Here is a 12710-nt window from a genome sequence, read left to right as displayed (position 1 = left end):
CGATCGCCGCATGTGGATTCTGTCGCCGTTGAGCTGGTTGTTGCTGGCCCTGGTCGGCGTCTGCCTGTGCGCGCGTTCGCGGGGACGGCGCGCCCGCGCGCTGTCGTGGGCCTGCGCGATGGCGGCGGTGTTGGCGGTGCTGGCGATGACGCCGATGGTCGCCAACCTGCTGGTGGCGATGCTGGAGAAACCGGTACCCGTCTCCGGGGCAGGCTGCGGCGACGGTGAGGTCGACGTCGCCGTGGTCCTGGCCGGCGCGATCGACGACACGCCCGTCGATGCCGGCGACTTCCGGGTACTGAGCCTGAGCAGTCGGCGCCGTGTCGAAGCCGGTGTCGCCTGGTGGTCCGCGGGTCCCGGTCGCGTGCTGGTGATGTCGGGCGGACCGCAGCCCGGGCTTGGCGCCACGCCCGACGGCGACACGGTCGCGACCGCGTCGCTGATGGCCGCCTATGCACAGCGCCTGGGCGTCGACACCGCCGCGCTGAGGATGGAGGCGGGGTCGAGCACGACCTGGGAGAACGCCCAGGGTCTGCGCCGCCAACGGCCAGCGCTGCCGCCGCGGGTGGTGCTGGTGACCTCGGCGATGCATATGCCGCGGGCGCGCTTCGCATTGACCCGCGCAGGCTTCCAGGTGTGCCCGCTGGCGACCGACCGCCGACAACTGCCGTTCGGACTGCCCGGGTCGCTGGTGCCGGGCAGCAGTGCGCTGGAGAAGACCGAAGCGGCGGTGCATGAGCTGGTCGGACTGGCCCACTACCGCGTGCGGGCCTGGCGCGGCTCCGACGGGGAGTGAGCGGAGCGTTCAGTCGCTGGCGGCCTGGTCCGTCCCCGCTTCGATCGCGCCGATGTCCGGGCGGCCGTCGCGGGACCTGCCGAAGTAGTCGCGGTCCAGGCCTTCCAGGCGGATTCCGCCGTCTATCAGCGGACTGCCCGCGGCCGGCGTCCAGCGTCGCGCCTCGTCGCCGGAATCGAGCAGATGCGGCGGGCGGTCGCAGCGGTTGCCGTCCGGGCAGCGTCCTGGTTTCACCCGCCAGAACAGATTGCGCTCGAACGTCACCGTCGCGTCGCCGTCGACGGCGTAGTGGGCGCAGGTGGTGTCCCGCGCCGCGGTATCGCCCGGCTGCCACTGCGCCGCGCCGACCAGCAGATTGTTCCGGACCTGCGCGCGCGCGCCGGATGTGCCGCCGGTGGTCACCAGCAGGCAGTCGCCCTGGCCGGAGATCGTGTTGTTGCGGATCAGCGCCTGCGAATCGCCGGTGAAGGAGACCGACAGGGTGTTGCCCATCGCCCTGCAATGGTCGCGGGCGGCCATGATCGCGCGTGTCGGCGATGCCCGCTGCAGGTCGGCGAAATAGGCGCAGGAACCGTCCAGGATCGAATTCTCGATCCGCATCGGTCCGGAGGTCTTGACCTGGTTGCCGGCGTTGGCGAAGGCCAGCACCCGGCTCAGGGTGACACTGCCGCTGCCGTCCAGGTAGAGCAGGTCGAGGCCGTCGGAGGTGTTGTGGTGCACGCGCACGTTGTCGAACAGCCAGTCGCCGCCGCTGCGCGCGGTGCCCAGACCGTCGCCGTAGCCGCCCTGTTGCTGCGCCCAGCAGCCGGTCAGGTCGCGGTCGGGATGGCGCTCGGCGCAGCCGTTCCAGGAGATCTCGCTGTCGCGGAAGCGGATGTCGCCGCGGTTGCCCGACTCGGGATTGGAGGCGTCGCCGACGTTGCCGTCCCAGCCGGCCCAGCCGTTGGCATGCAGCCGCACCCGCAGCAAGGTCCAGTCGCGCAGGCGCCCGGCGCGGATGCCGTTGCCGGCCATGCCGTGGATGTCGACATCGCGCAGGGTCACGTTGCCGGCGTCGCGGGCGAGAATGCCATCGCGGCCCCAGTCGTTGCCGGGGTCGCCGGGGCTGCCGCAGCGCAGGTCCTCGAGCGCGCCATCGCCGCGGCGCGGATAGCCGACGATGCAGGCGCTGCGGTCGGTGATTTCAAGGCAGCCGATCTCGATGTTGTCGCTGCCGTCCAGTCGGATCACCGCACGGTTGCCGGCGCCGGCCCATAACTGCGGAGGCGCGTCGCAGGCGGTGCCGGGAGGCGCGCCCAGCAACCGGGTCGGCCGTTGCGGCGAGGGCCCGTCGGGCGGGGGCCCCAGGCTGCAGGTCGGGGCCGCGTCGCCGGTGCAGGCGTCGGCGCCGGGAACGCCGGGGCCGATGCGGTACGCGCCGGGTCCGATCAGCAGGGTGTCGCCGCCGCGGATGCGCGCCGGACCCGATGGCGGCAGGGCGATGAACGGGTGGCTCCACGCACAGGGCTGCGCGCGGCCGTGGCCGGGGTAGGGGGCGTCCGCCAGTCCGGTGCACTGGTCGCCGTCGCCGCCGTCGTCGCGGACGTGGAAGGTTTCCGCCGTTGCCGCCGTGCATGTGCAGCACAGGCATGCCACGGCCAGCGTCGCGCGCAGGCGGGCGCGTTTCATGGCGGCGCGCGCCGGCCCGGCAGCCGGGGTTCGACGGGGGGGCCGTCGGAGGCGTAGCGGCCTGGCATGGCTCGGGCCGACAGCGGGAAGCAGGCGCCGATCGCCTGCCGTTCCGGCAACTCGTCCTCCGCCGGGGGCGCCCCCTGCACGGCTTCCAGCTTGAGTGCGGCATAGTGCTCGACCAGACCGCACAGCGCCCAGAAGTTGCCCATGACCAGGCCGTCGAAGAAGGGCGTCCCGTAGACGTTGCCCAGGGCCATGGCCAGGATGGCGCCCAGGAAGCCGAGGTAGAGGGCGCGGGTTTCGTGGTCGTCCGGCAGCGCGACCTCGCGCAGTGTCAGGCCGAGCTTGAGCAGGCGCCACAGCAGCCAGAGCATCGCGATCACGCCCAGAACGCCGCACTCGGCGAGCATCAGCACGAAGGCATTGTGGGCATCGCGCGACTCGTAGGTGTGCGAGTAGTCGCCCAGGTAGTGCGGGAAGCGGTTGATCCCCACGCCGGCCGGGTGGTCCTGCCACATCTTCCACGCGCCCGACCAGATCTCGAAGCGGCTGGCGGTGCTGCTGTCGAGCTGGACCGCGCCGACCGCGTCGTACTGCTGGGTCGCCGATATCCGTTCGTTGACCGCGTCCGGGAGCAGCGCGATCGAGGGAATCATGACCAGTGCCAGCATCGCCGCCAGCAGCACGCTGCGTCGCAGCAGCAACAGGGCGAAGATCACCATCGCGATCAGGTAGGCCTGGCGGGAGAACGTCGCCATGATCGCGATCGCCAGGATCGCGCATCCCAGCAGCGCCGCCAGCCTCAGCCACGGTCGGCCCCGGCCGAACAGGACGACCGCCAGCGGCAGCGGCAGGAACATCGCGTAGAACACGCCGGCGCGGTTGGACGCGTTCACGCCGCCGAAGGGTCCCGCGCTGCGCTGCGCGTCGGAGTACTGGTTGATGTCGAAGGAGGCCGCATCGATCGCCGCGTCCAGCCCGGCCACCACCGCGACCGCCATCGACAGGTATATCAGCCGGCGGGTCCAGCGCAGGTCGAGGCCGCAACGGCGGTAGACGAAATACAGCAGCGGGAAGAACACCAGGTTCTTCAGATAGGTCAGGTCCTCGACGAAGCTCATCGGCGAGGTCGTGATCGATATGACGAAGCCGATCGTCAGCGCCCCGACCCACAACAGCAGCGGCGGCGTCATGACGCCCGGGGCGATCGGCGCCTGGCGGCGGTCCGACAGCAGCAATGCGCCGACCAGGAGCAGCAGCAACAGGTTGGCCGGGTTCAGGCCCGGGATCGCCGCGCCGAACTTCAGGTACAGCAGGTTCGGCATCAACACGATCGCGAGGGCGAGGGTCAGGCGCAGCAGCATGAGGGCTCCTCCTGCGCCGTCGTGTCCAGGAAACGCCTGGCCCACAGTTCGAGGCAGGTCACCTGCCACAACGCCTGATCGCGGTTGCCCCGGCCAGCGACATGGTCGTCCAGCAGGGCCCGGGCGGCCTTCGGGTCGCACAGCCCGCGTTCGCGGAATGCGCGACTGGCCAGGGTATCGGCGACCAATGGCAGCAGCGGTCCGCGGAACCAGTCCGCCAGCGGTACCGCGAAGCCCTGCTTGGGTTTCGAGATTGCCGGCGGCGGCAGCCATCGCGACGCGACCCGTCGCAGCAGCACCTTGGTGTCGGCGCCGGATACCCGCAGCGACTCGGGCAGGGAAAGCGCGAACTCGGCCAGTTCCGGATGCAGGAACGGCGAGCGCCCTTCCAGCGAGTTGGCCATCGCCATCCGGTCGAGCTTCACCAGGATGTCGTCGGGCAGGTAGCTCTGCAGGTCCATCGCGACCGCGCGGTCCAGCGCCGAGCCGCCGGCGCCCAGATCGGCGCCGGGCGCGTCGAGCATGGGCAGCCGATAGTGCCCCGGGCCGCCGGCAGCGGGGTTGAGCGCGGCCGCGGTATCGGCGCGCATCAGCGCCACCGCGCTGAGGTAGCGCTGCCGGAACGGCAGGCGCAGGCGCTCGCCGATCCGTTGCAGGCGGCCGCCGAGCGGATCGGGCAGGATCGCGCCGGCCAGGTGCAGCGTCGAACCCGCCGGCGCGCGCAGCGGCCCCAGTCGCTCCATCGCCAGCAGCCGGCGGTAGCGGTCGTAACCGCCGAACAGTTCGTCGCCGCCATCGCCGGTCAGGGCCATCTTCACGTGCTGCCGCGCCAGTTGCGACACCAGGAACGTCGGCACCGCCGAGGAGTCGGCGAAGGGTTCGTCGAAATGCCAGACCAGGCGTTCCAGCAGGGCGACCGCGTCGGGTTCGACCACCAGTTCATGGTGTTCGGTGCCCAGGTGCCGCGCGACCCGGCGCGCGTCGGCCAGTTCGTTGAAGGCGGCTTCCTTGAAGCCGATGCTGAAGGTCTTGACCGGTCGGCTCAGGTGGCGGGTCATCAGTGCGACCACCGTGCTGGAGTCCAGTCCGCCGCTGAGGAAGGCGCCGAACGGCACGTCGGAGACCAGTCGGCTGGAGACCGCGCGATCGAGCAGCTCGACGAGCTTCTCGCCGGCCTCGCCCGCGTCCAGGGCGGTGCGCGTGGCCAGGCTGGGACGCCAGTAGCGGCGCAGCTCGACGCCGCCGTTGCGGTAGCGCAGCAGGTGACCGGGCGGCAGTTTGCTGACGCCGGCGAAGATGCTCAGTGGGCACGGCACGTAGCCGTAGGCGAGGTAGGCCGACAGCGCGTCGGGGTCGATGTCGCGCGGGCAGTCGGGAGACTGCAGCAGCGACTTGAGCTCGGAACCGAACAGCAGTCCGAACGGGCCATGGGCGTAGTAGAGCGGCTTCTCGCCGAAACGGTCGCGGGCGAGCAGCAGTTCGTTGCTGCGCTGGTCGCGTATCGCGATGGCGAACATGCCGTCCAGCATCGCGATCGCGTCGGCGCCGTGGCGCAGGTAGGCCTGCAGGATCACCTCGGCCTCGCCGCGGGTACGGAAGCGCGCGCCCTGCCTTTCGAAGTCGCGGCGCAGCTCGCAGAAGTTGTAGATCTCGCCGTTGAACACCATGCAGACCCGGTCCTGGGCGGCATAGGCGGGCTGGTGTCCGCCGGCGACATCGATGATCGACAACCGGCTCATTCCCAGCACCGCCTGTCCGTCGCAGTGCAGGCCGTTGTCGTCCGGACCGCGGTGGCGGATGACATCGATCATCCGCCGTCCGAGTGCGGCCGACGGCGCGGGTCGCCCCTGGGCGGCGACGATGCCGGCGATCCCGCACATCGCTCAGTGGCTCCTTTCGATGGCGCCGGGCACGGGGGCGTCCGCCTGCCGGCCCTCGTAGACGCTGCGCAGCCGGCGCAGCACCGCGTCGACCCCGGCCTGGCGGATCACGGTCTCGCGCGCGCTGGCTCCCATCGCCGCGCGCGTCGCCGCATCGGTGGCGGCCGCGGCGCGCAGGACGGCGGTCAGACCGGCGCGATCGCCGGGTTCGAACAGCCAACCGTTCTCGCCGTGGCGGACGAAATCCTCGTTGCCGCTGATCCGGCTCGCGATCATCGGCAGGCGTGCGGCCATGCACTCCAGCAGCGAGTTGGACAGGCCCTCGAAGCGCGACGGCAGCACGCCGATGTCGGCGTTGGCGAGCACGGGCCGGACCTCGTCCAGGTGACCGGTGAAGCTCACCCGCGCGCCAAGCGCAAGCTCGTCGGCGAGCGCGATGAGTGCGTCCTCCAGCGGCCCGCTGCCGACGATGGTCAGTTGCAGCCGCGGCGCGGTGGCGACCACGTCGGAGAAGGCGCGAAGCAGGGTCGGCAGATCCTTTTCTTCGACCAGGCGGCCGACGAAGACCAGTCGGATCCGGTCGTCGTCGCGGACGTGGCGGGGACCGGCCCCGGTCGCGTCGCTGTCCACGGCGTTGGGAATCTCGGCGATGCGCTCGCCGGGCATGCCGCGCCGGGCTAGGGTCGCCGCGATGCGCCGGCTGATCGCCTGCCACGCGTCGGCGCGCCGCAGGCAGCGGCGGACGATACGTCCGGACAGCGAGGGATCGGCCGCGAGCGCGCCCTGTTCCAGATCCCAGGAGCCGGATACCTTGATCACCACGCGCTTGCCGAGCAGCGGACCGAGCAGGGCGCAGACGGTGGCCAGGCTGCGCGCGACATGCACGTGCCACACGTCGTAGTGACGGCGTCGGGCGTGCAGGAACATGGCCAGGACCAGCCACAGGCAGGGGCCGCCCAGCCACCTGATCCTCGGGTAGCGGAGACGGCAGACCGGCACGCCCGCGACCCGCGACACCGGTGCCATCGGGCCGCCGATGGTCATCGGCGTCACCACGGTCACGGCCTGTCCGCGCGTGCGCATGGCCGCCGAGAGCAGGCCGACCTGGGCTTCGGCGCCACCACCGCGGTCGGACGGATAGGGGCCGTCCAGCACCATCAGCACGCGGGCGGCGCGATCGCGGACCTGGCGGCGCGCCGTCATGCGTCCCCCTCGACGGTGGAACCGGACGCGTTGCCGGCCGATGCCGGCGCCAGCCGGATACCGCGCTCGTAGATCTGCGCCGTCGCCGCGACCATCCGCGCCAGCGAATGGCCGTCGCGCATGCGTTCGCGAGCCGCTTCGGCCAGCCGCCGCCGCAGGCCCGGGTCGTCGGCCAGCCGCTGCATGCAGACGGCGAGCTCCTCGTCGTCGTCGCTGGCGAACAGCAGTCCGGTCCGTTCCGGATCGATCAGTTCGAGATTGCCGCCGACCGCCGAGGCGACGACCGGGCAACCGGCAGCCATGGCTTCCATCAACGCGTTGGACATGCCTTCCTGTCGCGAGGGCAGCACCAGCAGATCGGCCGCCTGCATCAGCGCCGCGGTGTCGTCGCGCTCCCCGAGCAGGCGGACGTCGTCGCCGAGGCCGGCATCCAGGATCTGCCGCTGCAGCGACGGTGCGAGCGGGCCGTCGCCGGCCAGCGCCAGCCACGGGCGCCGCTGATGCGGCAGCCGGGCCAGGGCGCGGATCAGGCAGGGCAGGTTCTTGACCGCGACCAGACGCCCGACGAACAACGCGAGCGGGCGCCCGGGAGGATGGCCGATGGCGGCGGCGAGGCGTTCGCGCTGCGCCTCGGTGATCGCCGGCTCGGCGGCGATGGCGTTGGGCACGACGTCGAAGCGCTCGCGTCCCAGCCCGGTGCCCGAGGCCGCGGCGTCGGCGCAGGCGTGTGCGTTGGCGATGATCGCGTTGCTGTGACGGACGATGAGGCGCTTGATCCGCCAGAACGTGCGCGATGCGTCCAGGTACAGGCCGCGCACGGAGGCGACCAGCGCCGGTCGTCGCGCGAACGGAAACGCCAGCGTTGTCGCGATCAGGGTCCACAGTTCGGCGGTCAGCGAGAACGCATGCACCAGCGCGAAGCGACGCCTGCGCAGGAACGCGACGTAGGCGCAGAGGAAGCGGATGTCGACCCGGCCGCGCTTGGGCAGATGATGGACGGCGACGCCGTGCGCGCGGATCGTGTCGACCAGGTGCGAGGGATTCCTGAAATACAGCAGTTCCGGTTGCCAGCGCGCGCGGTCCAGTCCGCCCAGCAGGTGGGTGATCTGGCGCTGACTGCCGCCGACCTCCATCTCGTCGATGACGATGAGTATCCGTTCAGGCGGCATCGGCGGCCTCCTGCATCAGCGCGTGCAGTCGACCGGCCTCCTTGCGCGCGTCGAACTGCGCTTCGATGTGGCGGCGCGCCTGCAGTGCGAGCCGCGAGCGCAGCGCCGGGTCCGCCATCAGCGACCGGATCGCGTCGGCGAGGGCGGCCGGATCGCGCGGCTCGACCAGCAGGCCGTTGCGATCGTGCTCGATCAGCTCGGGAATGCCCGATACCCGGGTGCTGATCACCGGGCAGCCGCTGGCCATGGCTTCCATCAGCGCGACCGGGATGCCGTCGCGGTTGCCGTCGGCGGCGACCTGGGACGGCAGCGCGAACATGGTCGCCGAGCGCATCCAGTCGCGGATGCGCTCCTGCGGCTGGGCACCGGTGAACTCGATCCGGTCGGCGACACCGCGTTCGCCGGCCCTTCGCCTCAGGACCTGTTCCAGCGGGCCGGTGCCGACCAGGCGGCAATCGACGTCGATGCCCTGTTGCGCCAGCAAGGCGATCGCATCGACCAGGGTCTCGAAGCCCTTGACCGGATCCAGGCGGCCGACCGCGAGGATGGAGCGGGCATCGCGGGCTCCGGCCTGCCAGGGCGAGTTCTCCATGTCGACGCCGCAATGGACGATCCTGAGCTTGTCGCGTGCCGCCGGCGTCGCGCGCGCGCTCAGCCAGTCGACATTGAAGCGCGATATCGTCACCGCCAGCGCCGCGTCGGTGATCTTGTGCGCCAGCAACTGGTTCTCCACGTAGATGTCGTGCGCGTGCGAGGTGAAGCTGAAGGGGCGGTCGGTCAGCCGTGCCAGCGCCCAGGCCGCGGTGGACGGGTAGGTGGCCCAGTGCGCGTGGATCACCTGCGGATCGAAGTCGCGGAGCCAGCGGGCATGCTGGAGCGCGCGGAACAGCGCCGCCAGCGACTTGAGCGCGACCATCGGCCGACGCCAGCCGTCGATCACCACCAGGCCGGCCGCGCGCAGGACGGTGGCCGGCGCGCGGACGCACTCCCGGGCCACGCCGGCCACCGCGGCGGGCCAGGGCAGCGGATGACGGACGCGGTCGAGCAGGGCCGCCGAGTCGGTCTGCACCAGATCCTTCGACGGCTTCTTCAAGGAGATGATCCTGACGTCGACGCCGCGGGCGATCAGGGCACCGATCTCGCGCACGATGAAGGTCTCCGATACGCACGGAAACAGCGACACCACGTAGACCACACGGGTCAGAGGGCGGGTCCGGTTCATCGGCCGCTCTCCTGGTAGCGGGTGGTCCGCCACAGGTGCGGGCTCGGGTTGCGCAGGTAGTCGCCGAGGGCGAGCAGCGCACTGGCGTTCAGGCTCAGGAACGCCGCCGCCAGACGGGCCGGCGGGACGCGCCGTGCCAGCCAGCGCGAGTGTCGGCCGAGCACGGCCAGGGCGTAGGCGGCGACCTGCAGGAGGAACAGCCACAGGTAGGGCCGGCTGCCGCCGGCGGCGAGCGTCGCGCTGCAGGCGAACGCGGCGATCAGCAGCCACGGCGCCAGCAGCCGCGACCACTTGTGTCCCCACAGCCGTGCTGCCATCGGGTGCAGGCCGGGCAGCGCCAGCTTCGGAAACCGGTGCAGCAACTGGTAGTTGCCGCTCAGGGTCCTGCGCTTGCGTCGTTCCTCGGACTGCGGATCCGGACTCGCCACATCGAACGCGATCGCATCCTCGACTGCGACGATGCGGTAGCCGGCCTCGGCGATCGACAGCGGAATCCACATGTCGTCGAGGATCAGGCCCGGCGGTACCGGTCCGATCAGGCGTCGGCGCGCGGCGTAGATGGCGCCGGTGGCGCCGACCATCGAGCCGGTGGCGCTCTCCAGTCGGCGGATGGCCTTCTCGTAGCGCCAGTAGGCATCGATTCCGGCCGCGAATCCCGCGCTGTCGAGGACCACCAGTTCGCCGCTGGCGGCGCCGACCGACGGGTCGGCGAGTGCCGCGGTCAGCGCCTGCAGCGCGCCGGCATCGAGGGTCTGCCTGACGTCGACGAACAGCACCACTTCCGCGACCAGGGTCGGCAGCACATCGCCGATGCAGGCGGATTTGCCGCGCCGTTCGGAGAACACCACCACGCGCAGGTCGTCCGCGGCCAGGCGCCCGGCAACCGCCACGGTGGCGTCGGTGCAGCCATCGCAGACGATGCAGATATCGAGCCGCCACGACGGATAGTCGAGCTGGCGCAGGTTCGCGACCTTGGCCGCGAGCGCGTCGGCGGCGTTGTGCACGACCAGCAGCACCTCGACCGAGGGCTCCTGGGGATGGGTGACCAGCGGCCGGGGGCGGATCAGTCTGCGCAGGGCCAGGTAGGCCGGATAGCCGGCGTAGCCGAGCGCGACGCCCGCCACCGCGAGCCAGAACGCCAGCGCGATCATGGCGTCACCGTTGCGCGCGGCGGGACCGGAGTGCGGAGCCCGCGATCATGGCCGTGTGTCGCCCTCATCGTCCTCTCAACGCCTGTAGCTCACGCTGACCAGGACCGAGTTGCTGTCGAAGCTGCGTCGGGCGATGTTGCTGTCGCGCTCCTGGTGCAGGAAGTCGATGCGTCCGGTCCAGTGACGGGTGAAACGGTTGGCCAGGCCGACGCTGTAGGTCAGGTCGCGGTCCTCGCGATCGATGTCGACGAACTCCCGGTTTTCCCTGAGCGCGTAGAACGACGCGGTCAGGCGCGGACGCAGCCGGTAGGAGGCGGACACGATGATGCCGCGCCGGTTCTCGTCCTCCAGGGTGCTGTCCAGATAGCGCACGCGCCGTCCGTAGGGCACCGCCTGCAGGGTCAGCCGCTCGCCGCGGTAGCGATAGCGGACCCGGACCTGGCGCTCCTTGAACACGCTGGGTTCGACCAGATAGGGCACGTTGAAGTCGTTGAAGCGGATCTGCTCCAGCTCCAGCGGACGGGTCATGTCCTCGCCGCTGTCGGTAAACTGCTGTCGCGCGGATATTCCCAGCAGGCTGCGCGCGGACAGGTTCCAGTCAACCGAGGCGCGCAGCAGCAGGGTCGAGTCCTTGCGGCCGCTGCCGTCGAGCTCGACCCGCGAATGGCCGAGGTCGATGTCGGTGTCCAGATGGGCATGGCGGCTGGTCAGGTTGAGGAAGCCGTCCTCGCGGCGGTAGTCGCGGCGATCGCCGGCCTGGTCGAAATCGGCTTCGACCACCGCCAGGTTGAGGGAGAGTTCCCTGTTCGGATCCAGGTCGCGGACCAGGCGGCCGGCAATGCTGTAGCGGTTGCCGTTGAAGCTCTCGGTCTCCTCGGCATGGTTGTCGGCGTAGCGCAGGTCCAGTTGGCCGCGCATGGCCGGTCCGAAGCGCGCTTTCAGGGTCGGGCCGGCGACGAAGACGTTGATCTGCTGGGTGTTGTCGGGCGCATAGGCGGCCAGCCGGTCGACCGGCTGCTGGCTCAGATAGTCGCGGAACACGAAGTCCAGGCGGTCGGGAATGGCGGTGATGTCGAGCTGCCCGTTGAAGCGCGCGCGGGTTTCGTCGGAAAAGGTGTCGTCGAGGTAGTCGTAGTATTCGAGCGCGCCCTGCGCCTTGAACCTGATGCGCGGGCCGTCCTGGGTGGCCTCGAAGTACGCGCGCGGGGATACCACCGTTTCCGATACCGGGTCGCGCCCGGATGCGGTCAGGGCGATGTTGTCCTGGCGCTTGACCGCGACGCCGATCTCGTAGTCGACGTCGACCGCCTGCGCCTGCCGGGACAGTGGCAGGCAGGCGAGCAGGGCGAGCACGAGCGCCGGACGGCAGCGGGGCCGTGGGCCTGGGCCGACGGACGCGCATGACATCGGACGATGGCGTTTGCGGTATGCGGATGATGGGTTCGCCGTCATGGTTTCCCCCTGGCGTTGACGGACCGGGTGTTCGCGGGCCCGGTACTCATGGGCCTAGACCCCTTCGTTGAACACGACGCCGGCGAACTTGGCCGGATCGAAATTGGCGGCGGCCTCGGCGATGGCCTCGGGCGTGTCGCGGCCGTATCCGGCAACCAGCACCACCACGTCGGCCAGATGCGAGAGCAGGCGCGCGTCGGGCGCGCCCAGCACCGGCGGGCTGTCCAGGAACAGATAGCGGTCCGGGTAGCGGTAGCTCAGCGAGTCGATCAGCAGCCGCATCTTGAAACGGGTGAAGTACTCGTTGTCCGGTCGCGGTGCGGTCCCCGCCGGGATCAGCCTGAAGCGGGCGATGCCGGTCTCGTAGAGGATGTCCTCGACCTCGACGGCCGGGCTGTCGAGATAATCGGTCAGTCCGCCGTTGTCGGTGTTGATGCGCATGGTGGTGTGCTGCGACGGTTCCAGCAGATCGCAATCGACCAGCAGTGCGTTGCGGCCCTCCTCGAACGCCATCGCGGCGGCCAGGTTGCGGGCGATGAAGCTGCCGCCGCTGCCCTTGCTGACCGGTGCGACCACGGTGGTGATCGACTGTCCGCCGGCAATCGCCAGCAGGCGGGTGCGAAGGTTGCGGAATGCGTTGACCTGCGCCCTTGACGCGGTCGATGCGCTGATGATCGATATCTCCCGACGCTGTTCCGGGCTCAGCAGCGAGGTTTCGGCGGGATGGCCGACCGGCTTGTCCGCGAGCTGCAACTGCTCGCGAAGCTCCCGTTCCACCGATGCGATTCCTGGATCGTTCATT

General features: G+C 70.6%; 10 protein-coding genes. 1 reads left to right on the top strand and 9 read right to left on the bottom strand.

The features are described from left to right. Positions 1–10: 10 nt before the first annotated feature. On the top strand, positions 11–796 hold the full coding sequence (locus C9I47_RS11140) for a YdcF family protein (protein WP_111266802.1): 786 nt from the start codon (positions 11–13) through the stop codon (positions 794–796). A gap of 9 nt (positions 797–805) precedes the next feature. Here the strand turns inward: C9I47_RS11140 and C9I47_RS11135 are convergent, their stop codons facing one another. The 9 genes from C9I47_RS11135 to C9I47_RS11095 form a co-directional block, all read right to left on the bottom strand. Continuing rightward, positions 806–2464 (bottom strand): right-handed parallel beta-helix repeat-containing protein, encoded by a 1659-nt coding sequence (locus C9I47_RS11135; protein WP_111266801.1) that lies wholly within the window; start codon positions 2462–2464, stop codon positions 806–808. Further along, positions 2461–3831: an O-antigen ligase family protein gene (locus C9I47_RS11130; protein WP_111266800.1), complete on the bottom strand. Its 1371-nt coding sequence runs from the start codon at positions 3829–3831 to the stop codon at positions 2461–2463. Before C9I47_RS11130 ends, C9I47_RS11135 begins: the two co-directional genes overlap by 4 nt. Next, positions 3816–5711: an asparagine synthase (glutamine-hydrolyzing) gene (gene asnB / locus C9I47_RS11125; protein WP_111266799.1), complete on the bottom strand. Its 1896-nt coding sequence runs from the start codon at positions 5709–5711 to the stop codon at positions 3816–3818. The genes C9I47_RS11130 and asnB overlap by 16 nt, the downstream gene beginning before the upstream one ends. A gap of 3 nt (positions 5712–5714) precedes the next feature. Then, complete coding sequence (locus tag C9I47_RS11120; protein ID WP_111266798.1) at positions 5715–6914, bottom strand: glycosyltransferase family 4 protein; 1200 nt, start codon at positions 6912–6914, stop codon at positions 5715–5717. Then, a complete protein-coding gene (locus C9I47_RS11115) occupies positions 6911–8083 on the bottom strand; it encodes a glycosyltransferase (protein ID WP_111266797.1) in 1173 nt (390 codons plus the stop codon). Before C9I47_RS11115 ends, C9I47_RS11120 begins: the two co-directional genes overlap by 4 nt. Further along, the gene (locus C9I47_RS11110; protein ID WP_111266796.1) at positions 8073–9305 is read right to left on the bottom strand and encodes a glycosyltransferase; all 1233 of its coding nucleotides are present in this window, start codon (positions 9303–9305) and stop codon (positions 8073–8075) included. Before C9I47_RS11110 ends, C9I47_RS11115 begins: the two co-directional genes overlap by 11 nt. Next, on the bottom strand, positions 9302–10456 hold the full coding sequence (locus C9I47_RS11105) for a glycosyltransferase family 2 protein (protein WP_111266795.1): 1155 nt from the start codon (positions 10454–10456) through the stop codon (positions 9302–9304). The genes C9I47_RS11110 and C9I47_RS11105 overlap by 4 nt, the downstream gene beginning before the upstream one ends. A 75-nt stretch (positions 10457–10531) precedes the next feature. Beyond that, positions 10532–11809, bottom strand: a complete 1278-nt coding sequence (locus C9I47_RS11100; protein WP_190238488.1) for an outer membrane beta-barrel protein — start codon at positions 11807–11809, stop codon at positions 10532–10534. 153 nt (positions 11810–11962) lie between these two features. Next, complete coding sequence (locus C9I47_RS11095; RefSeq protein WP_111266793.1) at positions 11963–12709, bottom strand: P-loop NTPase family protein; 747 nt, start codon at positions 12707–12709, stop codon at positions 11963–11965. Position 12710: the final 1 nt, after the last annotated feature.

This window comes from Marilutibacter maris (genome assembly GCF_003233695.1).
In the GTDB taxonomy this organism is placed as follows: domain Bacteria; phylum Pseudomonadota; class Gammaproteobacteria; order Xanthomonadales; family Xanthomonadaceae; genus Marilutibacter; species Marilutibacter maris.
Note: the sequence above shows the minus strand (reverse complement) of the source record. Positions and strands in the feature narration are given on the sequence as shown.

Bases quoted from the DNA above. Each gene is read 5' to 3' on its own strand.
- C9I47_RS11130 (WP_111266800.1), bottom strand. From the start codon at position 3,831: ATGCTGCTGCGCCTGACCCTCGCCCTCGCGATCGTGTTGATGCCGAAC.
- C9I47_RS11120 (WP_111266798.1), bottom strand. From the start codon at position 6,914: ATGACGGCGCGCCGCCAGGTCCGCGATCGCGCCGCCCGCGTGCTGATG.
- C9I47_RS11095 (WP_111266793.1), bottom strand. From the start codon at position 12,709: ATGAACGATCCAGGAATCGCATCGGTGGAACGGGAGCTTCGCGAGCAG.
- C9I47_RS11105 (WP_111266795.1), bottom strand. From the start codon at position 10,456: ATGATCGCGCTGGCGTTCTGGCTCGCGGTGGCGGGCGTCGCGCTCGGC.
- asnB (WP_111266799.1), bottom strand. From the start codon at position 5,711: ATGTGCGGGATCGCCGGCATCGTCGCCGCCCAGGGGCGACCCGCGCCG.
- C9I47_RS11140 (WP_111266802.1), top strand. From the start codon at position 11: ATGTGGATTCTGTCGCCGTTGAGCTGGTTGTTGCTGGCCCTGGTCGGC.
- C9I47_RS11115 (WP_111266797.1), bottom strand. From the start codon at position 8,083: ATGCCGCCTGAACGGATACTCATCGTCATCGACGAGATGGAGGTCGGC.
- C9I47_RS11110 (WP_111266796.1), bottom strand. From the start codon at position 9,305: ATGAACCGGACCCGCCCTCTGACCCGTGTGGTCTACGTGGTGTCGCTG.
- C9I47_RS11135 (WP_111266801.1), bottom strand. From the start codon at position 2,464: ATGAAACGCGCCCGCCTGCGCGCGACGCTGGCCGTGGCATGCCTGTGC.